The 21,013-nt window shown below is 70.9% G+C and carries 17 protein-coding genes and 1 pseudogene; 10 read left to right on the top strand and 8 right to left on the bottom strand.

The window, feature by feature from the left end:
- Positions 1 to 21: 21 nt before the first annotated feature.
- On the bottom strand, positions 22 to 2,565 hold the full coding sequence (locus tag AB0K07_RS12470; protein WP_363753959.1) for a serine/threonine-protein kinase: 2,544 nt from the start codon (positions 2,563 to 2,565) through the stop codon (positions 22 to 24).
- Positions 2,566 to 3,039: 474 nt separating this feature from the next.
- Between AB0K07_RS12470 and AB0K07_RS12465 the strand changes: the two genes are divergently transcribed.
- Genes AB0K07_RS12465 through AB0K07_RS12455 form a run of 3 tightly spaced genes read left to right on the top strand, consistent with a single transcriptional unit; the run spans position 3,040 to position 5,279 of the window.
- The gene (locus tag AB0K07_RS12465) at positions 3,040 to 3,336 is read left to right on the top strand and encodes a WXG100 family type VII secretion target (protein WP_363753956.1); all 297 of its coding nucleotides are present in this window, start codon (positions 3,040 to 3,042) and stop codon (positions 3,334 to 3,336) included.
- Positions 3,337 to 3,348: 12 nt separating this feature from the next.
- The gene (locus AB0K07_RS12460) at positions 3,349 to 4,680 is read left to right on the top strand and encodes a hypothetical protein (RefSeq protein WP_363753953.1); all 1,332 of its coding nucleotides are present in this window, start codon (positions 3,349 to 3,351) and stop codon (positions 4,678 to 4,680) included.
- Between the two features lie 5 nt (positions 4,681 to 4,685).
- Entirely contained in the window at positions 4,686 to 5,279 is a 594-nt protein-coding gene (locus AB0K07_RS12455) for a hypothetical protein (protein WP_363753951.1), read from the top strand.
- 217 nt (positions 5,280 to 5,496) lie between these two features.
- Here the strand turns inward: AB0K07_RS12455 and AB0K07_RS12450 are convergent, their stop codons facing one another.
- The gene (locus AB0K07_RS12450; protein WP_363753948.1) at positions 5,497 to 7,593 is read right to left on the bottom strand and encodes a cellulose binding domain-containing protein; all 2,097 of its coding nucleotides are present in this window, start codon (positions 7,591 to 7,593) and stop codon (positions 5,497 to 5,499) included.
- A 262-nt stretch (positions 7,594 to 7,855) separates the two neighbouring features.
- Between AB0K07_RS12450 and AB0K07_RS12445 the strand changes: the two genes are divergently transcribed.
- Positions 7,856 to 9,238, top strand: a complete 1,383-nt coding sequence (locus tag AB0K07_RS12445; protein WP_363753945.1) for a serine hydrolase domain-containing protein — start codon at positions 7,856 to 7,858, stop codon at positions 9,236 to 9,238.
- A gap of 35 nt (positions 9,239 to 9,273) precedes the next feature.
- Here the strand turns inward: AB0K07_RS12445 and AB0K07_RS12440 are convergent, their stop codons facing one another.
- The gene (locus AB0K07_RS12440) at positions 9,274 to 10,296 is read right to left on the bottom strand and encodes a LacI family DNA-binding transcriptional regulator (RefSeq protein ID WP_363753942.1); all 1,023 of its coding nucleotides are present in this window, start codon (positions 10,294 to 10,296) and stop codon (positions 9,274 to 9,276) included.
- A gap of 160 nt (positions 10,297 to 10,456) precedes the next feature.
- Positions 10,457 to 10,606, bottom strand: a pseudogene (locus AB0K07_RS12435) (carbohydrate ABC transporter permease); the annotation flags it as partial.
- A 497-nt stretch (positions 10,607 to 11,103) separates the two neighbouring features.
- On the opposite strand from AB0K07_RS12435, the gene AB0K07_RS12430 reads away from it, so the two are divergent.
- Positions 11,104 to 12,729, top strand: a complete 1,626-nt coding sequence (locus AB0K07_RS12430; RefSeq protein ID WP_363753939.1) for a glycoside hydrolase family 43 protein — start codon at positions 11,104 to 11,106, stop codon at positions 12,727 to 12,729.
- 31 nt (positions 12,730 to 12,760) lie between these two features.
- On the opposite strand, the gene AB0K07_RS12425 is transcribed toward AB0K07_RS12430, so the two are convergent.
- On the bottom strand, positions 12,761 to 12,955 hold the full coding sequence (locus AB0K07_RS12425) for a hypothetical protein (protein WP_363753936.1): 195 nt from the start codon (positions 12,953 to 12,955) through the stop codon (positions 12,761 to 12,763).
- 90 nt (positions 12,956 to 13,045) lie between these two features.
- Entirely contained in the window at positions 13,046 to 13,666 is a 621-nt protein-coding gene (locus AB0K07_RS12420; protein WP_363753934.1) for a TIGR03086 family metal-binding protein, read from the bottom strand.
- Between the two features lie 120 nt (positions 13,667 to 13,786).
- Here AB0K07_RS12420 and AB0K07_RS12415 point away from each other — a divergent pair, with 120 nt between their 5' ends.
- The 4 genes from AB0K07_RS12415 to AB0K07_RS12400 all read left to right on the top strand — a co-directional run bounded on the left by AB0K07_RS12415 (position 13,787) and on the right by AB0K07_RS12400 (position 17,853).
- Positions 13,787 to 14,167 carry a YccF domain-containing protein gene (locus tag AB0K07_RS12415; RefSeq protein WP_363753931.1) on the top strand — a complete coding sequence of 127 codons (381 nt, stop codon included), beginning with the start codon at positions 13,787 to 13,789 and terminating at the stop codon, positions 14,165 to 14,167.
- Positions 14,168 to 14,292: 125 nt separating this feature from the next.
- Positions 14,293 to 15,090 (top strand): SAM-dependent methyltransferase, encoded by a 798-nt coding sequence (locus tag AB0K07_RS12410; RefSeq protein WP_363753929.1) that lies wholly within the window; start codon positions 14,293 to 14,295, stop codon positions 15,088 to 15,090.
- Positions 15,091 to 15,198: 108 nt separating this feature from the next.
- Positions 15,199 to 16,272, top strand: coding sequence for a hypothetical protein (locus AB0K07_RS12405; protein WP_363753926.1), 1,074 nt, complete (start codon positions 15,199 to 15,201; stop codon positions 16,270 to 16,272).
- Between the two features lie 162 nt (positions 16,273 to 16,434).
- Positions 16,435 to 17,853 carry a WGR domain-containing protein gene (locus AB0K07_RS12400; RefSeq protein ID WP_363753923.1) on the top strand — a complete coding sequence of 473 codons (1,419 nt, stop codon included), beginning with the start codon at positions 16,435 to 16,437 and terminating at the stop codon, positions 17,851 to 17,853.
- Positions 17,854 to 17,938: 85 nt separating this feature from the next.
- Here AB0K07_RS12400 and AB0K07_RS12395 read toward each other — a convergent pair whose 3' ends face one another.
- Positions 17,939 to 18,775 carry a peptidoglycan-binding domain-containing protein gene (locus AB0K07_RS12395; protein ID WP_363753921.1) on the bottom strand — a complete coding sequence of 279 codons (837 nt, stop codon included), beginning with the start codon at positions 18,773 to 18,775 and terminating at the stop codon, positions 17,939 to 17,941.
- Positions 18,776 to 18,886: 111 nt separating this feature from the next.
- Between AB0K07_RS12395 and AB0K07_RS12390 the strand changes: the two genes are divergently transcribed.
- Complete coding sequence (locus tag AB0K07_RS12390; RefSeq protein ID WP_363753919.1) at positions 18,887 to 19,813, top strand: acetamidase/formamidase family protein; 927 nt, start codon at positions 18,887 to 18,889, stop codon at positions 19,811 to 19,813.
- Positions 19,814 to 19,984: 171 nt separating this feature from the next.
- On the opposite strand, the gene AB0K07_RS12385 is transcribed toward AB0K07_RS12390, so the two are convergent.
- Positions 19,985 to 20,890, bottom strand: coding sequence for a LysR family transcriptional regulator (locus AB0K07_RS12385; RefSeq protein ID WP_363753916.1), 906 nt, complete (start codon positions 20,888 to 20,890; stop codon positions 19,985 to 19,987).
- Positions 20,891 to 21,013 lie beyond the last annotated feature (123 nt).

Raw genomic sequence — 21,013 nt, 5'->3', positions numbered from 1 at the left:
CGGAGGATCATGGCTGGGCCGTCACCTGGCCGAACCGTACGTCCACAGCCACAGCCCCTCGTCCCCGCCGAGGGCGACGGCTTCGCCGCGAGAATCCATCGCCACCACGTCGGATGGCAAGGTGTCAGAGGTCAGGAACCCCTGCTTGTAGACGTGTGCCGTCCGGGCTGTCCTGGTGTGCCAGACCCGAACTTCTCCCCGGTCAGCGGTGACGAAGAGGTCTCCCGGGCCGAAGGCAGTCGTGCGGGGAGCACTCGACCCGGCCTCCAGGGTGGCCAGAACAGCACTCGAGCCGGCTGGCCGGATCACCGTCTGCCCGTCGGTCCTGGTGTCCACCCATGGCGCGACAGGCCCGTCGATCCGGGTAGCATCGCGCCCGCTGGCGGTCTCCCAGGCGCGCAGGGCGCCCTTCTCGTCGAGGGCAACGACGACACGTCCGTCCTGGGTGAAGCGAATCGTCTGGACGTCGATGTCCTCGGCCGAGAGCTGGACGGTCTTTCCCAGCGATGCCATCGGCCACACCTTGACGTCGCCGGAACCGACGGCCGCGACACTGTCTCCGCCGGGAGAGAACAGCACCTGGGTAACCGTGTCGTACTCGCCGACGGTGAGCGTCGCCCGGACCTGCTGGTTGGCGACATTCCAGAGCTTGACGACGCCGTCCCTGCCACCACTGGCGAGGGTCTTACCGTCGGGACTGAATGCGAGCGCCATGACTTCCTCGCGGTGTCCTGCGACGGCGGGCAACCTCGTCCGGCTCGCAACGTTCCAGAACGTGATCGTGAATGCCCCGGTGGCCGCGCTGGCGAGCGTAGCGCCGTCGGGACTGAAGGCCACCGCGCTGACGGAGTCGTCGTCGAGAGCCACCATCGCGGAGTTCCGCTGGTGCAGGACCAGATGGCCGCACAGGATGAGACCGGCCAACAGCACGAAACGCAGCAGTACCCCCGGTCGCCGGGGACCGAGCGGCTGGAAGGCCCGCGAGGCCCAGCCCGGCATTTCCCGAGACTGGTCGATCCGGACGTGGCCGGGAACGATCGCGCCTAATCTTTCTGCCAAGCCCCGAGGGCTGACGCCGATGTCACCGAGGATCCACGTTGGTCCGCGCCCGTCCGGCTCCCTGCGAGCCTCCCAGACCCTTCCCGGCGCCGGCGCAGGCGTCGGCACACGCGCTGACAGCTCAATCCCCAGTCTGGAGGTGACGGTTGGTGACCCGGTGCCTGGCCAGACCACGATGCTGGCAATGTGCTCCCACAGCAGGTCAGACGGTGATCCGCGAGAGCCCTCGAAATGCACGGAGCGCGAGCCGAACTGAACCGTGCCGTGCCACGGGTCGACGAGGGCTTCCGCCACAATCCCCCCTGCCGTCAGCAACAGCAAAATGGCAGTGGGTTTGGGCATCCACTCCGGCAGGGCCTGCGCTGTCACCAGCTCAACGAACAGAACAACCGCCCACAGCACGAGAGCGACCAGGACCAGCCGAGCCAGGGTCTGGGTGCCTCGGGTCCTCTCCGGCACCTCGACCAGGAACCTGCGTCCCGGTGTCGCGGTCGACGCCGACCGTAACCCAGCGGCCCCCCGCTGATGAGGCGGCGTGGATCCGCCTGGCTGCACGGTAGTGGCCCGCCGCTCCCAGGATTCCCCCGCCGGAGCGGCGTCCGTGTCATCCGGGGCGGGGCCATCGGGGTCGGCGGCCGTGGCGGAGGCGGTGCTGTCCCGCCGGCCCGTGGCACCGGTCCCGACCGGCACGTCGAGCAGGTCGCGCGCTGGCTGGACGGTGAGCCGTTGCGCCACGTCTCGGGTGAGCAGCCCGCTGATCACCGTGGCCAGCGGCTCCCCGCACTCGATGGCAGGGATGTCGTCGTACAGAACGGCGTGCAGGGTGGCCGCGGTGGAGGCCCGCTCGAACGGCAGCTCACCGGTGACGGCCTGGGCGAGGGTCACACCCGCCGACCAGAGATCGGCCGCGGGCGTGGGGTCGCTGCCGTGGAACAGCTCCGGCGCGAGGTACCCGGTCGAGCCCATCATCCCGTGCCGGGTCAGGCGGGCGTCCCCCGCCGCCTGCGCGATGCCGAAGTCGAGCAGCTTCACCTCGTCACCGGGCAGCACCATGATGTTGCCGGGCTTGACGTCGCGGTGCACCACCCCGACCGCGTGCGCGGCCGTCAGCGCGTCCAGCATGCGTACGGCGATCGCCGTCACCCGGGCCGGCGGCAACGCCCCCTCCCGGTCCAGGAGGTCGGCCAGTGTGGGGGCCTCCACCAACTCGGTCACGATGTAGACAGCTTCGTCGTCACCCGTCGCCGGCACGAGGTCGTGAATCGCCACGACGGCCGGATGGTTGATCCGGCCGGCGGTGCGCGCCTCCCGCAGCGCCCGCTCGCCGAACAGGCGCCGCTCCTCGCCGGTGAGGCCAACCGGGGCACGGACCTCCTTGACCGCGACGACGCGCCCGATCAGCTTGTCGGTCGCCCGCCAGACCACCCCCATGCCACCCCGGCCGATGACACTCTCCAACCGGTAGCGACCCGCAACGAGCCGCTGCCCCGGCTGGGAATCTGGCACCCTCGCGCTCCTCGCCATCGACCATTACAGTCGGTGCGTACGATACTCCGCCCGGTCGATGGCCGACGTCCGTCCACAACAGATGGAGCACGCTCCTCGAGCCCGTCGTCAGTGGGTCACGGTGCCGACCTCGATCGACGAAAGCGCGGTTTCACGGGGGTCATGGGGCGATGGCGACGGGTTTCGGCTTCGACAGGGATGCGGTCCTCAGCGCCGCGCGGCAGCTGACGGACGTCCGGTCCGATCTGGAGTCCGTCGGGCAGCAGTCCCCTCGCCCCACCCCGACCGGATCAAGCGACGTCGACCAGGCTCTCCAGGAATTCACCACATCCGCGATCCAGCACCAGAAAGTCCTGACAGCCGCTGTGGCGGCCGTCGCGGATCGCCTGAACCGCGTGGTCGCGGGTCACGCCCAAGTCGACAACTCGCTCGGCAGGCAGCTACCGACACACCAACCCTCGAAGGGGAAGAGCCATGAGTGACGTCAGCGTCGGCTACGAAGGCCTCCAGACGGCCGCCCGGACCTTGACCACCGGGCAGGAGGAGATGACCCAGAAGCTGACCGCCCTGAAGGCGATGATCGACCAACTGGTCAACAGCGAGTTCCGCACCCAACTGGCGTCGGGTCGTTTCCAGGACTCCTACCAGCAGTGGACGACCGGCGCCCAGAACATGATCGGTGGGCTGGAGGGCATGTCGTCGTTCCTGGTCGGGGTCGTCCGCGAGCACCAGGAGTTGGACGCCAGGCTGGCCGGGGGCATCAACGGGTGATCACCAGTCACCATGGAAGACTGGCAAGTCCTCAGCATCTACGACGGCGATCCGACCCCCGGCGATCCGGCCTCGATCCACGCGTTGGCGGCTGACTTCCAACGCCGCGCCGGACAGGCCAACGGGCACAGCACGCGACTGCGATCCATCGCGGCGAACAGCGGCGCGCTGGCCCTACGGGGTGACTACGCCGCGACCATCCACCGGGAGCTCGCACGGCTGCCCGGCGACGCGACGGTCCTGGCCGACGCCTATCTCGCCTGCGCCCAGGCCCTGTCCGCGTTCGCCAACGACCTGGCGCGGGTGCAGGCGCAGTCCCGGGCCGCGCTACAGCTCGGGTCGGCGGCGGACAGTCAGTACCGGAACCTGCTCAATCAGTTCTGCGGTCTGACCGGTATACCCGCCTACGGGCCGGGTGTCTGGCGCGGGCTTAACGAGTCGTACGCGGCGGGGCAACATGAGCCGGTCTACACGATGGTCGACCGCATCGGTCAGGCCGCGCGGTTGTGCGAGGCGGAACGCGAGCAGGCTCGGGCCTCGGCGCTTCAGGCGAAGGGCCTCTATCAGGCGGCGGCGGCTAGCTGCGCCACCGCGATCCGCGCCGCCGTAGCGCCTCTCGGCCGTCCGCAGCCCGGACGGCCGCCGATCTCCAGTGGCGAGCCGACGACTGCGCGGATATCGCAGCAGAGGCATCGGGCCGGGTCGAGCGGCTCGGGCGCCACCAACTCCGCGCCGACGCAGCGCAACGGGCCGCCCACGCCGCCCACGCCGCCGCAGCCCACCCTGCCACCCGCGCCGACGCGGCCGCCGAACCCGGGCGACATCCGGTACACCGATGCGTCCAAGAAGCACATCATCGAGGGTGAGGGCGGCCGGCAGGGCGGCCACCTCGCGGGCACCGGCTTGAGCGACAAGACGGAGTTCCCGAAGACCTGGGTCGAGCCGAAGATTCGCGACGCCGCGATCCAGGTGACGCAGCAGGGCCCGCCGGTAAAAGGGCCGTACCCGAGCCGGGATGCGGGCGGTAATCCGCGGTGGGCCTACGACTACGAAGGCGTGGTCGATCGCGTCAAGGTCAAGACGACCGTGTTCGCCGACGGCGAGATACGCACGTCCTACCCACCGGACACGAGCGACCCGGGCGTCATCAAGAACCCGAATGCGCCGACCCCCGCTCCTCCGGGTATCCCGTCCTCCGTCGCGCCCCGCTACAGTAATCCCGCTGTTGGTGGCGACGGCAGTTGGACCTGGGAGGGCCCGAAGGGCAATAAGATCATCAGGGTGGTCCAGGACGCCCAGGGGAACGTCACGACGACCGTGCTCGGCGACTACAAGAAGAAGTGAACGTCATGGATGCGAAGACCCACGCGGCGGTCGCCGAGGTGTGCCGGCGTCTCGCGGGCCGACTCGTCGACGACGTACTCGGCACCGTGCGGGAGCACTATTCCGCCGGTGAGTTGGACCTGGCCGACGACACGCTGCTGCTCAGCCTCGCGTACTACGGGGTCGGCATCACCGTCGAGGAACAGACCCTGCTGCGCTCCTTCCTCGGTGACCCCGACAGCCCCGACCTGGCCGAGGTGCCGATCATCGCCGACGTGCCGGCGCCGCCGTACCGGTTCAGCCCCACCAGCCCGGCAGACGGCCCCGACCCGACACCGGCCGACGACCTCCTGTCCGCCGATGCCCCGCGTCGGGGTGGCCGCAGCCTGCACCGCGTCTGGCGGGCCCCACTCGACGGCGCACCGGACAACGCAGCCTGGCTGTACGTGCTGCAGGTGGCCGAGGGCACCGACGAGCTCGAGACGTACTCGGGCGTGGCGGCGCAGTTGTGGACGAAGCTGCGGCAGAAGTGGCCGGTCGAGGTCATCGCCGAGGGCTCAGCGCAAACGCCGTACCAGGAGGCCGCCCTGGCCAGCGCGGACACGATCTGGCGCGCCTGAGGGCGACGCCCGGCCGGTCGGATCGCAGTCCCACCTCGGAATCTCCGACTGCGTCACGACCGATCGGTGAGGGCAACGTCGACGGGTTCGTCCTGCGGTCCACCGGCCGCTACGTCCTGGACGTCGACGGGTACTCGACCGACACCGGCTGGGCGGACGTGCGGCTGCGCGACGCAGGTCCGGCTGGCCAGGCGAGCGGGCCAGCCGGACCGCGGTGTCAGCCGGTCGCGCAGACGGTGCCGTTGAGGCGGAACGCGGTGGGCAGCACGTTCGGGCCGCTGTACGCACCGACGAAGCCGGCGCTCACGCTGCCGCCGGCGGCGATCTGCCGGTTGTCGTCGGTCGGGATGACCCGCACGGCCGCGCCGACCTGCTCCCAGGTGGCGCTCCAGCCGCTGCTCACCTGCTGCCAGCCGGTGGGCCAGGTCCAGGTGAGCGTCCAGCCGTTGATCGGGCGCGTCCCGTTGTTGGTGATCTCGACGCCGCCGATGTAGCCGTTGCCCCAGTCGTTGTTGGCGGTGAACCGGACGGTGCACGCGCTGGTCGCCGGGCTGCCGGTCGCGAACGTCAGCGGCGGCGAGGCCCCGGACACCCGGCCGGCCGTGTCGCGGGCCAGCACGTTGACGGTGTACCTGCTGCCCGGCACCAGGTTGCCGACCGTGAGCGAGGTGGCGCTCGTCTCGCCGAGCTGCTCGCTGATCGCCCCGTTCTGCCGGTACACCTCGTACTTCGCGATCGGACTGCCGCCCGGGGTCGCCGCCGGCCAGGTGATCGTCGCGGTCCGGTCGGTGACGCCGCTGGCGGTCGGTTGACCCGGGGCCGAGGGCCGCCCGGCGCTCGTGCCGGCTGGGCGCAGCACGAGCGTGGTCAACGAGTACGGCGGCAGCGTCCGGCTGGTCGCCGAGCCGGACTGGCCGGTGGTAATGCCAGTCGCGCCGTTGGTGAGGGTGGACACGGTCGGCGCGGCTGCCGACGGCGTGAACCCGGCGTAGTCGATGGTGACCGGGCGCGCGTTGTCCGGGTCCTTGTTGAGCAGCAGCACGGCCAGGTCGCCGTTGGCCCGGCGGACGGCGTGCGCGGTGACCAGCGGCTGGTCGGTGCCGGCGCGGATGAACTGGTCGCCGGCCTTGGCGAAGACGTTCATCATGGACAGCCCGTGGTAGGGCGCGAACGGTGTGTTCAGCGGTGGCTCGCACACCGAGCCGTCGGAGGTGCAGGCGCCGCTGGAGAGCATCCCGAAGTCGCCGTAGTCGGTCTGGCCGGCGACCTCCGAGACCGTGCCGATGCCGTTGTGCACGTTCCACCACTGGGCGGTGAAGACGCCGTTCTCCAGCAGACCGCTGTACGCGTCGGCCAGGAACAGCGCCGCCGGCTGCGTGGTCCGTCCGGCGTCGACGTTCAGCTCGGTGAAGCTGATGCCGATCCGGTCGGCGTTCGGGCCCGCGTACCGGTTGAGCTGCTGCCGCAGCAGGTACATCGCGTCGGGGATCTGGTTGGTGCGGGTCAGCGACTCCGCGGCGGTGCCACCCGGGTACCAGTGAACGTCGACGAAGTCGATCTTCGGACCGGCGATGGAGAGCACGGTCTGGTTCCACGGGCCGGGGTCGGCGCCGGCGGTGATGCCGTCCGGCCAGTTGCCCGGCATCGTCAGCACCGCGCCGACCTTGATGGTGGGGTCGACCGCCTTCATGGCGTCGGCGTACTCGACGACCAGCCTCGCGTACTGGCTGGCGCTCTTGTCCGGATGGTCGTCCGCCTCCCAGGCCGATCCGTAGTGGCCGTTGCCGTAGTTCTCGTTGCCGACGGTCCAGTACCGCGCTCCGTAGCTCTTGGTCACGTTGGCGTACCGGACCCAGTCGGCGGCCTCGGCTGGGGTGCCGGTGCCGTAGTTCGCGATGATCATCGGCTCGGCGCCGACGCGCTGGACCGCCGCCATGAAGGTGTCGAAGTCGGTGCCCGGTGCGACGTATCCGCCGGGCGCCGTGTGGTCCTTCCAGTGGTAGATGTCGGCGTACGAGCCGCCGGGGTAGCGCATCATCCGTACGCCGGCATCGCGCAGCAGGTCCGACGTCGCCGTGCTGCCCAGGTGCTGGTCCCAGATGGCGTGGTTGACGCCGAGCGCGGTGTCGGGCACGGTCGCCAATCCCGCCCGTGCGTTCACGGTGACGGCGACGGGGTCGGCTGCGGCGCTGGCAGTCGGGGGGTTGATAGCGGCGAGCGCGCCCACGGCGAGCGACAGGCTCGTCAGCAGAGCCGCGCGTCGGGAGCGGAGAGGGCGTGCGCGCCAGGCCGGGAGGGTGTTCGGGGTCTGCATGGCTGTTCCTTCATCGGGCGGACTCGTGAACCGATGGCTCCCGGTGTGCCATCGGTCGTGTCACCGTCCCCCGGGAAAATCCCCCGGCTGCCCATGGACGGGCGTCAGCCCCGCGCGCGACGAATCATCGACGGCCAAGGATGTCATGGACGATCGCCGGACCTCAAGTGCGGAGTCGGTCGCTTCGGGCTGGCCTCTCGGCCGGAGGAGACCGCCACGGGCGGGGTGGCGCGCGCCTGGGCCGGCTGCCACCATCTCTGGCATGCCCGTTGCTCGTCGTACCCTGCTCGGCGCCGGCCTGGCCGCCGCGACGTCCGCGCTCACCGGCTGCCGTGACACCGGCGGACCGGCCCCGGGCTGGACCGGCGCCGGCGACGCGGTGACCGCGACCGAGGCCGCCGGCGACAGGGCGGGACTCGGCCCGGCCGAGAAGCCGTCGGCGGCGTCCGGCACGGCGAACGACGCGGCGGCCCCCGCCAACGGCGGCATCCCGCCGAAGCAGGCCCGCTACGCCGCGGACGTGACCGCTCTGCTCCGGCGGCACCTGCCCGCCACGCCGCAGACCGTTCAGCACCGCGGCTTCCCCGGTGCCGTCGCCCTCGTCCAGGTCAACGGCAGGACGACGGTGCACACCGCCCTCGGAGAGGCACTGCGGTACGCGGCCGGCCCGAAACTCCTCTCCGCTGACAAGCGCGTCCCGATGCGCCCCGACTCCATCTTCGACCTCGCCTCGATCACCAAGGTCTACACCGCCATCCTGCTGCTGCAACAGGTCGACAAGGGGCGCGTCGACCTCGCCGCCCCCGTCCTCAACTACCTGCCCGGCTTCACCGGCAGCGGCAAGGACCGGGTCACCGTCGAGATGCTGCTCACCCACACCAGCGGCCTCCCGGTCGGCGCCAAGGTCGCCGGTCTGCCGGACGACACGGCACGCTGGAACGCCGTGCTCGCCACCCCGCTGGTCTCCGGCGCCGTGCCCGGGGACACGTTCCGCTACTCCAGTGTGGGGCTCATGGTCGCCGGCAAGATCGTGGAGAAGGTCACCGGCCAGCGCCTCGACCAGGCCCTCAAGACCAACCTCACCGGGCCTCTCGGCCTGCCGGACACCGGCTTCAACCCCAACACCTGGCTGTCCAGCGAGGCCAGGGCCACGCGCCTGGTCGCCACCGACGCCCGCTCCTCCCGCGGCCTGCTTCGCGGCACCGTCCACGACGACGTCGCCAACCACCTGGGCGGCGTCGCCGGTCACGCCGGCATCTTCGCCACCGCCACCGACCTGGCCGCCATCGGCGAACTCCTCCTCAACGGCGGCACGTACCAGGGCAAGCGCATCCTCGCCGCCGCGACCGTTCAGCGGATGCTCACCAACCACAACGCCGGGAAACCCGCCATCGACCCCGAACGCCCCAACCGCACCTCCGCCCACGGCCTCGGTGTCGTCCTGAACCAACCCTGGTTCATGGGCAGGCTCGCCTCCCCCGGGACCTTCGGCCACACCGGCTTCACCGGCCCCTCGCTCCTGGTCGACCCGAACCGCAAACTCGTCCTCGCCCTGCTCACCAACCGGGCCCACCCCAACTGGAGCTGGGCGGACCCGGACCCGGTGCGCGCCGCCGTCGGGGACGTCCTCGCCAAGGTCCTCTGAGAGGCGCCCGCAGCACCACCGGGCCGGCGTCGGCGTCAGCGGCGCCGGGGTGTTGCCGCGCTGTCGCGCTCGATGAGGTCGGTGGCGAGTTCGACACGGGGGCTCTCGATCGTCTCGCCCGCGGCGAGACGCAGCACGGTCCGTGCGGCCAGCATGCCCATCTTTGCCAGGGGTTGACGGACCGTGGTCAGCGGCGGCGAGCACCACCGGACCTCCGGCAGATCGTCGAAGCCGACCACGCTGATGTCGTCGGGCACCCGCAGGCCACGTCTGCGGACCGCCTCGTAGACGCCGAGCGCCATCTGGTCGCTCGCGGCGAAGATGGCTGTGGGCGGGTCGGGCAGGGACAGCAGTTGCGTACCGGCGGTGTAGCCGGCCTCGTGGTAGAAGTTGCCGGGGCGGATCAGGGTGTCGTCGAGAGCGATGCCGGCGGCGGCGAGGGCGGCGCGATAGCCGTCCAACCGGGCCCGGCTGCACATGAGGTGCGGTGGACCGGCGATGAAGCCGATGCGGCGGTGGCCGAGCCCGAGCAGGTACTGGTTGGCGCTCAGGCTGCCCGCCCAGTTGGTGGCACCGATGGTGGGTGCCGCCTGCGGATCGACGCCGGCGGGGTCGACGATGACCACCGGGAGGTTGAGCCGGCTCAGCTCGGCCTGCAGCGGCGGATTCACCATCGAGGTCACGAAGATGACGCCGTCGGTGGAGCGGCTGCGCATGTTGTCGAGCCACTGTTTCGCCGAGGAGATGCGCCAGTGGATGGCCGAGACGACGGTGCCGACGCCGCAGCTCAGGGCCACGTCCTCCACCCCACGGATGATCTCCACCGCCCACGGGCTGTCCAGGTCGTTGAAGACCAGGTCGATCAGGGCGGCACCGGTCCCCGTGGCGGACGAACGACGGCGGTAGCCGTGCCGGGTGAGCAGTTCCTCGACCCGTTCCCGGGTCTGCGGGGCGACGTCGGAGCGGCCGTTGATGACCCGGGAGACCGTGGGTACGGAGACACCCGCCAGCCGCGCGATCATCGCGATGGTGACGTTTCGGCGGTTGTCGGAGCCCACGGTCGGCCCTTCGTCTGGCTGGAGTCGTCAGGTCGGTACGGCGTTCGGTGTCACCCCTTGAACTGCCGGTGAGGCCCCCGATGAGGTGGCGTTCCGCCACCGCGTACAGGCCCAGGGCGGGCAGCATGGACAGGACGACGTAGGCGAGCACCCGGGCGGTGTCGTCGGCGTACTGGCCCTGGAACGCCTGGACTCCGACGGGCAGGGTCCACCAGCTCTGGTCGGTGAAGACGACCAGCGGAAGCATGAAGTTGTTCCAGCTGGTCACGACGGCGAGCACGGAGACGGTGGCCAGGGCGGGACGGGCCATCGGCAGCAGGACCCACCAGAAGAACCCGAAGGGCCCGCATCCGTCGAGGATTGCTGTGTGCGGTCTTGTACTCGTTGGCCATCGCCGCCCAGACCGGAAGCATCGGTTCGGTGTTCTGGATGTGCCACCAGTTGATGGTCTGCGGGGCGTCCGGGTCGCCGGACTCGTCGCCGCTGCAGGCGCTGAGCAGGTACGCGCCGGCGCCGGCGCCGACGAGGCCGAACAGGGTTCTGCGGGAGAGGTGCGCTGTCATGATCCATCCCTTCAGGGACTCACGGTGCGCGGACACCGGTCGAGCCGGCGGTTCGAATGTGGATCTCCGGAAGTTTCGCTGCTTCACCGGTATTACCAATCGATGGCCGGGACGCTACGAGTTGTTTCCACACTGGTCAAGGTCTCTGTCTAATTGCGAAAAGAGCGGCTAGCGTAGTCAGGGCTTCCACCGTCACCGGGAGCAGACTCCGGAAGTTTTCCGAAAGCCGCCCAGAGGAGCCCTCGTGTCGACCGACACCGCTGACGTGGCGACCGCTGCCCGGTCGATCCGCAACCCCGTCCTCGCCGGGTTCCACCCGGACCCGTCGATCCTGCGCGTCGGCGACGACTACTACCTGGCCACCTCGACGTTCGAGTGGTATCCGGGGGTGCGCGTACACCACTCGCGCGACCTCGTGCACTGGCGGGCCCTGGGCGGGATCATCACCGACCGTCGCCTGCTCGACCTGCGCGGCTGCGGCGATTCCAACGGGGTGTGGGCACCCGACCTGACCTACCACGACGGCGAGTTCCACCTCGTCTACAGCGACGTGGCCAGCTTCGCCAGCGGCTACTGGGATCCGCAGAACTACCTGGTCACCGCGCCTGACATCGCCGGCCCCTGGTCAGACCCGGTGCAGCTGCACGGGCGCGGCTTCGACGCCGCGCTGTTCCACGACGACGACGGCACCACCTGGCTGTTGAGCATGAGCGCGGACTGGCGACCCGGCCGGGACCGCTTCGGCGGCATCGAGATCCAGCAGTACGACCGGGCCGCGCGCTCCCTCGCCGGCCGACCCCGCCTCCTGTTCGCCGGAACCCCGGTCGGGATGACCGAGGGCCCGCACCTCTACCGCCACGACGGCTGGTACTGGCTGATCACCGCCGAGGGTGGCACCAGCTGGGAGCATCAGGTCACCGTGGCGCGGTCACGGGAGCTGTTCGGGCCCTACGAGGTGGACCCGGACGGCCCACTCCTCACCTCCGTCGGCCGACCCGACCTGCGCCTGCAGAAGGCCGGCCACGGCAGCCTGATTCGCACTCCGGACGGCGGCTGGTACCTGGCACACCTGGTCGGCCGCCCCTACTCGCCGCTGGGCAGCTGTGTGCTCGGCCGGGAGACCGCGATCCAGCGAGTCGACTGGCCGTCGGGTGGTTGGCCCCGGATCCCGGGCGGGGTGCCGGCGGAGGAGGTCGCCGCACCCGACCTGCCCCCACATCCGTGGCCCGCGGAGCCCGCCACCGACCATTTCGACGCCCCGGAGCTGGGCCTCTGCTGGTCGACGTTGCGCCGGCCGGCCAGCGCGGACTGGCTCGACCTGCGCTCCCGTCCGTCGTACCTGCGCATCCACGGCGGGCAGTCGCCGGTGGGCCGACAGAGCCCCAGTCTGGTCGCGCGGCGCGTCGGGGCGACGCGCTGCTCACTGGAGACCGAGGTCGAGTTCGCCCCGGTCGACCACCGCCAGCTCGCCGGGATCACCGCCTACTACAACACCCTCAACTGGCACCACCTCTACCTGAGCCGCGCCGACGACGGGCGGACCGTCCTGGAGTTGCTCAGCTCCGACAACGGGCGGCGCACCCCGTACCCCGAACTGACCGTCGACGCCAGCGGTGTCGCGCGGGTCGGACTGCGGGCGACGTTCGACGGGCCGGTCGTGCGCTTCGACTACGACCTTGGCGCGGGCTGGTGCCAGCTTCCGGTGGACCTGGACGCGACCATCCTGTCCGACGAGCACGCCGCGCTGATCATCGACGGGGAGCCGGCTGCGTGGGGTTTCACCGGAGCGTTCCTCGGGCTGTGGGTGCAGGACCTCGGCCGCGACGGCGGCTACGCCGACTTCGACCTGGCCACCTACCGGGAGCACTGACAAGCCTCGGTCCACGGTTGAGCCGGACGGGTCAGCGCGCGACGGCGACCGGCTCGGGCTCGGGCTCGGGATCGCACGAGCGTCGGTCGGCCGCGAGGCTGACACCGGCCAGCACCAGCCCGAGGACGGCCAGGACCAGGCCCACCCGGGCGGGTGCGAGATAACCGAGCCCGGCGGCGATGGCGACGCCGCCCAGCGCCGCGCCCAGGCTGTTCGCGATGTTCATGGCCGACTGGCTGACCGCCGCACCCATCGCCGCGGGCGCCGCCATGCAGGTCCTCGACGAGCACTACGGCATTCCGGAACTCGCCCAGTGCTAGGCGGGCTCCGGCCAGGACGCCACGGGTGCGGTCCAGGCCGGGTCGCGGCCGGTGAGACCGACGACCCGGTCGAGCAGCGCGGCCTCGGCCGGCACCGGGACCAACGGCCCGAACAGGCCCGGGCTGCCCTCGCTGCTCGCCTGCTGCGACACCAGACCGTGGACCCACTCGACGGCCTGCGGGTCGATGTCGTACGCCTGACCGGTCGCTCGGGCGAGATCCCAACCATGCACGAGCACCTCGTTCAGGGCGAAGAGGCCCATGACCTCAGCCGGCAGCACGACCCCGCCGGCGGCCGCCTCACCCGTCCAGGCACTCGGTACGCGCCAGGCGGCAGCGAGCTGGTCGAGCTGCTCCGGAAGAACCGTGCGCCACTCCGGATCCAGGTTGGCCATCGTGGAGATGCCGGGGCCACCCGGCGCGCCGTCGGGAGCCTTCTCCGCGGCCATCCGGAAAGCGATGGTGAGCCCGACGAGATGGTCGAGCAGGTCACCCACGACCCATCCGGCGCACGGGGTGGGAGCGGTGAGCTGCTGATCGGTGACCCCGAGCACCAGCGACGTCAACGAGCGGGACGCCGGCTCGAAATCCGGGGGGGCTGTGGCGGTGTCGCGCATGTCGCTACTCCTTCGGTACGGGTCGTTCGCACGCTAGCCGGGGGGTCCGACAGGACGCCCCGGCCGGCCGCGGCGCTGAGCGGAACCGGGCCGGTGGCGAGCGTCGCTCATGCTGGAAGAGTGATCCGCTTCGTGTTGAACGTGCTGTGGCTCATCTTCGGCGGTGGCATCGTGCTGGCGGTCGGCTACGGCATCGCCGCGCTGATCTGCTTCGTCCTGGTCATCACCATCCCGTTCGGCGTCGCGTCGCTGCGTCTCGCCGTCTACTCACTGTGGCCGTTCGGCCGCACGCTGGTGCCCAAGCCCGGCGCGGGCGTCGCCTCCGGGCTGGCGAACGTGCTGTGGGTGGTGCTGGCGGGCTGGTGGCTTGCCCTGTCCCACATCGTCGCCGGCATCGTCCTCTGCGTCACGATCATCGGGATCCCGTTCGGCATCGCGAACTTCAAGCTCGTCCCGGCCGCGTTCTGGCCGCTCGGCCGCGAGGTCGTCGACGCACCGTGACGCCGTCACCGGGAGAGCGTGCCCAGCGCCAGTCGGGCGGACGTCGACAGTGGACGCCCGGGTACGATGCCGGTCGTACCGCAGCGGTGGCCCACAGTCTGACGACCTTCCGATAGGAGCCTGGCATGGCCGGCCCGGACGCCGAACTCGCAGCGAAGCTTGAGCCCGACGTGCCGCACGCGGCGCGGATCTGGAACTACTGGATGGGCGGCAAGGACAACTTCCAGTCCGACCGGGCCGCCGGCGACGCCGTGGCCCAGGTCTACCCGGAGATCGTCGTCATGGCGCAGGAGTCCCGCCGGTTCCTGGTGCGGGCCGTACGCTATCTGGCCGCCGAGGCGGGCGTCCGGCAGTTCCTGGACGTCGGCACCGGCCTGCCCACCATGCAGAACACCCACGCGGTCGCCCAGGCGGTCGCACCCGAGTCGCGGATCGTCTACGTGGACAACGACCCGATGGTCCTCGTGCACGCGCGGGCACTGCTGGCCAGCACGACCTCGGAGGGCGTCACCACCTACGTGCCCGCCGACTACCACGACCCGGAGAAGATCCTCGCCGAGGCGGCGCAGACGCTGGACTTCGACCAGCCCATCGCCGTGATGTTCATGGGCGTGATGGGTTACGAGCCCGACCTGGACGTGGTGCGCTCGATCGTCGGGCGGACCATGGCCGCGACCGCGTCCGGCAGCCACCTGGTGCTGTGGGACGGCACCAACACCAGCCCGGCGGTGGTGTCCGGCGCCGAGCGGCTGGCGGAGAACGGCGGTGTCCCGTATATCCTGCGCAGCCCGGAGGAGCTCGACAGCTGCTTCTCGGGCCTGACGTTGGTGGAGCCCGGTCTGGTGCCGATCCCGCTGTGGCGCCCGGACGAGCCCGACGCCAAGGGGATCGACGCGTACGGCGCCGTGGCCCGCAAGCCCTGAATCTTTTCGAATATCATCTATTTTTTCTTCGCCGCACGGACACGCGCCGGGCGTCCGGTACCACGATGATCCATAGCGATCTATCCGTACCGGACGCAGGAGCACAGCATGCTCGACAGAAGCAGCAGGACCCGGCGAACCTGGATGGCGAGGGCGCTGACGGCGGCCGGCGCCGCGGCGGCGCTTGTCGCGGCGCAACTCGCGGCGCCAGTGCCCGCCGGCGCCGCCGTCAGCCGGGCCGAGCTCGCCCTTCGCTGGGCGCCCATCCACTACCAGGACGTCGACGCCACCGGCACGCACGCCCTGGGCGGCCAGTCCGACTACATCACCAAGGTCGACTTCGACGGTGACCTGAACGGGCGCAACAACTGGGACCGGACCGGTCAGGCCGGGACGTCGCTCGCCGCGCACGCGTACTACTCGGTGGTGGAGACCAGCACCCACTGGTACATCACCTACCTGTTCTTCCACCCTCGGGACTGGACGGACCACCCGTTCTTCGAGACGGAGCACGAGAACGACGGTGAGGGCGTCCTGTTCGCGATCGAGCGCGACGGCTCCACCTACGGCGTCCTGCGCGGAGCCGTCACCGTCGCGCACAGCGACTTCTACTCGTACACGCCCGCTGGCAGCACCTGGACCGGTGGGCGTGAGAGCGTCGACGGCACGCTGCAGCTCCAGGCGTCCCCGCACGACACGTTCCAGCACCCGGTGACGGCGCAGGAGGCGCAGGGCCACGGCCTGAAGGCCTACCCGCAGTACGCCATCAACGGCGACGGCCTGGTCTACTACCCGTCCACCGTCGCCGAGACGCCGAGCAACGGCAACGACCGCGACGTGCGGTATCGACTGATCGACATCTTCGACGCCGGCGGCCTGTGGGCGCAGCGCGCCAACGGGAGCCTCTTCGCCGGCCTCGGCACCTTCGCCGGCGACACCTCCGGCGACTGCGGCACCGGCACCTTCAGCTGCTCGACCAACTCCGCCAACGCGCCCTGGGGCTGGGACGACGGCAACGACATTCCCGCCCGTGGGGAGCTGGCCAGCGACCCGGCGAAGTTGTCGGCCGAGTACTTCACGGTCCCGGCCGGTCTGGCGCGCACCTACAGCTACAACCCGTACGCCGGGGCGGCGGCGGCACTCGCCGAGGCGGCCAGGACAGCACGGCCGGTCGTCGACTGATCGGTGACTCCGAGCGCGGCCGGCCGGATCGGTCGGCCGCGTTTCGGCGTTGCGCCAGGGCGCGCGGCGACAGCTGATCTTGTCGGAGGGCGTGGTTAACGTGTCGTCACTGTCGCCGCGCCGGCCACCTCGGGCCGGTCGCTGACCCCCTCGGAGGCCCCCATGTCCCAGGAGACGACCTACCTCGAACTGTCCGAAGTGGACGGAGCGCACAAGTTCTACGAGGTCGTCGTCGACGACGCCACGCTGACCGTGCGTTACGGCCGGATCGGCGACCAGGGGCAGGTCAAGGCAAGCGTCTTTCCGGACAACGCCCGCGCGCGGGCGGCCGCGGCGAAGAAGATCGGGGAGAAGGTCCGCAAGGGGTACGCTCCGGCCGTCCCGGGCGTCCGCCAGAAGCGCAGCGTCTCCCGGCGGCAGATCATCAGCACCCGCTCCACGGCCCGCACCGCCCCGGTGCTCTGGCGCTACGACTCCGGTGCCCCCGCGTTCGGTATCTTCGTCGACGAGCAGCACTGCATGGTGGGCAACGAGCACGGCGTGATCACCACCCTCGGCCACGACGCCCGGGTGCGCAGCCAGGTCCGGCTCCCCGACGGGGTGAAGTGCATCGTCGCCGACGACGCCTGGATCTACGCGGGCTGCGACGACGGCAACGTCTACGACCTCTCCGGCAAGGTGCCCCGGGTCGCGTACGCGATCGCCCCCGAGATCGACATCTACTGGCTGGACATCCACGACGGCGTCCTGGGCGTCTCGGACGCCGACGGCGGGATCGCCGCCATCGACCACGAGGACGAGTTCCTCTGGCGCCGGCCCGGGCGGGGCCGTTCCGCCTGGATGGTGCGCTGCGACACCGACGCCCTCTACCACGGCCACTCCCAGGGGGTGACCGGCTACGACTGGCGTACCGGCCGGGAGCTCTGGCACACCAGGACCGGTTCGGTGCTCTTCGGGTGGCAGGAGCGCGGCAGCGTGTTCGCCGGGACGGGCACCCGCGAGGTGGTGCGGCTGGCCAAGGACGGTCGGGTCGAACGCAGCTACCGGTGCGACGCCCCGGTCTTCTCCTGCGCCACCGCCGAGGGCGGCCGGTACGTCTTCGCCGGCGACAGCCAGTCCTCGATCTACTGCTTCGACGCGGCGGGCACCCGGCTGTGGAAGCTCGGCACCGGCTGCGGCTCGGCGTACTCCATGCAGTACCACGGCGATCGGCTCTACGTCGTCACCACCGGCGGCCACCTGGCCTGCATCGACGCCAGCGAGCCGGCGATCCGGGCGGCCCAGGTCGGCGACGTGCCGGACGTGCTCGACGTCAAGGCGCCCCGCCAGGCACCGCGGACCGTGGAGCCGACGGTGGTCGAGGTGACCACCGACGCCGGCGCGGGTGTGGTGGTGCAGTGCCTGAACGACCGGGGGCGGATGCGCGTCCAGGTGATCTCCGACGGCTACCGCCGTGACTGGTCGGTGCAGTTCCCCAAGGGCATCCGCGAGCCCGGTGCCCGCTACCTGGTGACCGAGGTCCGGGAGTCGGGCCGGGGTGGGTTCTACCGGGCGTACGGCGACATCCGCCGGCTGCGGTGAGCGGCCGTGCGGTCGCTGGGCGCGTCGCCCGGTTCCCTCGGTGGTGGACCGGGCCGCAACCCGGTCCACCACCGTCCGTCGCCGCTCAGGTCGTGCGCTGGTACTCCTCCCAGGTCAGCTTGGGGGTGACGACCGGCCCGTCGTCGGCGCCCCGGTTGGCCAGCCCGTTGAGACCCAGGTAGTAGTCCCCGGCCTGGTGCTGCGCAGCGGCCGACTGGTCGGTGTCCGCCAGCGCGATCGCGTGGATGTGGTACGGCCAGTCACCCTGCGACGGCGTACGCAGCCACGCGGCGAAGCCCACCCGGCGCAGCTGTCTGACGACCGTGGTGCGGTAGGTGGTGGACATGCCGCTCACCGAGATGTCCAGGGCTCCCCCGCCGTCGTGGGTGCCGGCGGAACTCGAGTTGCCGGAGCTGTACGAGCCCTGCGTGAGGGTCACCTGCCCGCCCAGCAACCGCTCCGCCTCCAGCAGCATCGCCCTGGTACGTGTGTTCACGGTGACCCCGCGGAAGGCCACCGTGCTGCCCGGCGAGAGCGGCAGCGTCACCGTGTACCGCTGCTCACCCAGCAGGCGCAGCGAGGTCAGCCCGGGCAGGCCGGTCGCGTCGAGCCCCGAATACCCCAGGGACCGCTGGTACGCGGCGTACGCCGCGACGGTGCTGGTGCCGAAGTGGCCGTCGACGTAGGTGGCGGCCAGCAGACCCCGAGCCTGCAACGCTCGCTCCACCGCGAGCACGCTGTCCTTGCTGCCCGCGGTGATCGCCGTGTCGGCGCGGCGCGGGTCGATCTGCGCGGCCTTGATGAGCGCCTCCATGTTGACCTCGGGAAGGGCGGCGGGCGCGGCCTGGGCGGCCTGCCCCGCGCCGGCCAGCGACGCCGTCGCGGCAGCGACGGTGACCAGCAGGTGTCTCCGAGTGAGCACTGATCCTCCAGGGCGGTGATCGGAAGCGTGGATGACGAAAAGTTTCTATTCGTCGATGGATGGTGACAGAAGACTTCTCCGGCCGGAAGCCTCAGCAACTAGCCTGCCTGGATGCGACACACCCTCACACCGGGCGACGAGACCCTGCACGGTCACTTCTCCCCCGACTTCCCGCCGGTGCTGACCATCGAGCCGGGCGACACCGTCACGTACCGCACCCTCGACTGCTGGTGGTCGGCCGGCCCGTACCCCGGCGGGCCGAACCGGGAGCGGCCGCGCGTCCCGCAGTACCAGCCCGACCACGGGCACGCGCTACTCGGACCGGTCGCGGTCCGCGGCGCCCGCGCCGGTCAGACCCTCGAGGTGCGGATCGACGCGATCGTCCCGGCGACCTGGGGCACCACCGTGGCGGGTGGCTGGCCGAGCGGCTTCAACGAGCGGTACGGCGTCGCGCACGAAGGGGTGGTGCACGACTGGGCACTGGACCCGGTGGCGATGACCGGCCGCAACCAGCACGGCCACACGGTCGCGCTGCGTCCGTTCATGGGCGTGCTCGGCATGCCGCCGGCCGAGCCGGGGCGGCACTCGACGGTTCCGCCCCGACCGTGCGGCGGCAACCTGGACTGCAAGGACCTCACCGCCGGGAGCACCCTGCTGCTGCCGATCCCGGTCGACGGGGCGCTGTTCTCCATCGGGGACGGGCACGCCGCGCAGGGCGACGGTGAGGTCGGCGGTACGGCGATCGAGTGCCCGATGGACGAGGTGACGCTGACCGTCGACGTCCGCGACGACTTCCCGGTCACCGGCCCGGTGGCCCGAACCGCGGACGCCTGGCTGACGCTCGGTGTCGGAGCGACCCTCGACGAGGCCACGTTCATGGCCCTGGATTCGATGCTGACCCTGATGCAGCGGCTGTACGACGTCAGCCGTCCGGACGCGGTGGCGCTGGCCAGCGTCGCGGTCGACGTACGGGTGACGCAGATCGTCAACCAGACCGTCGGCGCGCACGCCGTGCTCCGCGACGACGCCCTGCGCTGAGGAGCGGCCGCCCGCGTGTCAGCAATCCGTCGTTGTCGCCGGATCGGGCTCTCCGTAGCGTCGCGACTACAACTCGATGCCCCGCGGAAGGACCCCTCGTGACCGAACTCGTCGCTCCGCAGCTCGTCGTGAACAGCAGGATGCTCTACTTCGGCTGGATTCCCGCCGAGCTCAGCCGGCCTCGGTCAGGTCGGTCGTACCCGCGAGTTCGGTGACCACGTCCAGGAGCCGGTGCAGGGCGGGTGCGGTGTTGCCCGGCAGCCACACCATCTCGGTACGCGCGAACGCGCCGGTCAGCGGCACGAACACCACGCCGGTACGGCGGAGGCTGCGTGCCGAGCGGGCGAGCCGGGTGACTCCGACTCCGGCGGCGACCAGGCCGAGGAGGCTCTGCACGCTGGCTTCCTCCTGGACGACGGTCGGGACGAAGCCCGCCTCGCGAAACTGGTCGTCGTAGGCGCGGTGCCAGGGTTCCCAGGAGCTGCGCGGGGTCATCACCCACGGTTCGTCCGCCAGGTCGGCGAGCTTCAGTTCGGCGCGCTCGGCGAGTGGGTGGCCCTCGGGCAGGACGGCGCACACCGGTTCGGTCGCCAGAGTCCTGGAACGCAGGCCGGGGACGAGCGGGGTCCTCGTGAACGCGACGTCGTAGCGCCGGCCGAGGACGCCCTCGACCAGGGGCGCGATGCCGGTGGACTCCGTCGTCAGGCGAAGGTCGGGTAGCTGGTCGCGCACGGCCCGGACCACCGGGGGCAGGAGGTGGTTGGCGACGGTGGCGAGGAAGGCCAGGTTGAGCGTGCCGACCTCGCCCCTCCGGGCCCGCCCCACCATGGCGGTGGCCTCCTCGGCACGGTCCGTCACGGCGCGAGCCTCCGGGACGAACAGGGCGCCGATGTCGGTCAGGGTGGTGCCGCGGCTGTCGCGGTCGAACAACTGCACCCCGAGGGAGCGTTCCAGAGCGGTGATCTGCTGGGACAGCGACTGCTGGGCGATCATCAGGCGGGCGGCGGCCCGCGTGAAGCTCAACTCCTCCGCGAGGACCAGGAAATACCGCAGTTGCCGCAGCTCCGGGGTGGTCACAGGAACAGACTGTAGCCATGCCAGGAAGCGTGTGTTGGGCGCTTCGAAGGCTGCCGCGCACGATGGGTTTCGGACCACGGCGATCGCCGAAGTCGGACAAAACCTCAGTACCGACCCAGACGT

It is taken from the genome of Micromonospora sp. NPDC049301 (assembly GCF_040678715.1).
Taxonomy (GTDB): Bacteria; Actinomycetota; Actinomycetes; order Mycobacteriales; family Micromonosporaceae; genus Micromonospora.
Note: the sequence above shows the minus strand (reverse complement) of the source record. Positions and strands in the feature narration are given on the sequence as shown.

Coding starts and splice junctions, on each gene's coding strand:
- AB0K07_RS12425 (WP_363753936.1), bottom strand. CDS start 12,955: ATGAACATCGCGAACAGCCTGGGCGCGGCGCTGGGCGGCGTCGCCATC.
- AB0K07_RS12405 (WP_363753926.1), top strand. CDS start 15,199: ATGCTCGACAGAAGCAGCAGGACCCGGCGAACCTGGATGGCGAGGGCG.
- AB0K07_RS12445 (WP_363753945.1), top strand. CDS start 7,856: ATGCCCGTTGCTCGTCGTACCCTGCTCGGCGCCGGCCTGGCCGCCGCG.
- AB0K07_RS12400 (WP_363753923.1), top strand. CDS start 16,435: ATGTCCCAGGAGACGACCTACCTCGAACTGTCCGAAGTGGACGGAGCG.
- AB0K07_RS12420 (WP_363753934.1), bottom strand. CDS start 13,666: ATGCGCGACACCGCCACAGCCCCCCCGGATTTCGAGCCGGCGTCCCGC.
- AB0K07_RS12455 (WP_363753951.1), top strand. CDS start 4,686: ATGGATGCGAAGACCCACGCGGCGGTCGCCGAGGTGTGCCGGCGTCTC.
- AB0K07_RS12465 (WP_363753956.1), top strand. CDS start 3,040: ATGAGTGACGTCAGCGTCGGCTACGAAGGCCTCCAGACGGCCGCCCGG.
- AB0K07_RS12460 (WP_363753953.1), top strand. CDS start 3,349: ATGGAAGACTGGCAAGTCCTCAGCATCTACGACGGCGATCCGACCCCC.
- AB0K07_RS12410 (WP_363753929.1), top strand. CDS start 14,293: ATGGCCGGCCCGGACGCCGAACTCGCAGCGAAGCTTGAGCCCGACGTG.
- AB0K07_RS12390 (WP_363753919.1), top strand. CDS start 18,887: ATGCGACACACCCTCACACCGGGCGACGAGACCCTGCACGGTCACTTC.
- AB0K07_RS12450 (WP_363753948.1), bottom strand. CDS start 7,593: ATGCAGACCCCGAACACCCTCCCGGCCTGGCGCGCACGCCCTCTCCGC.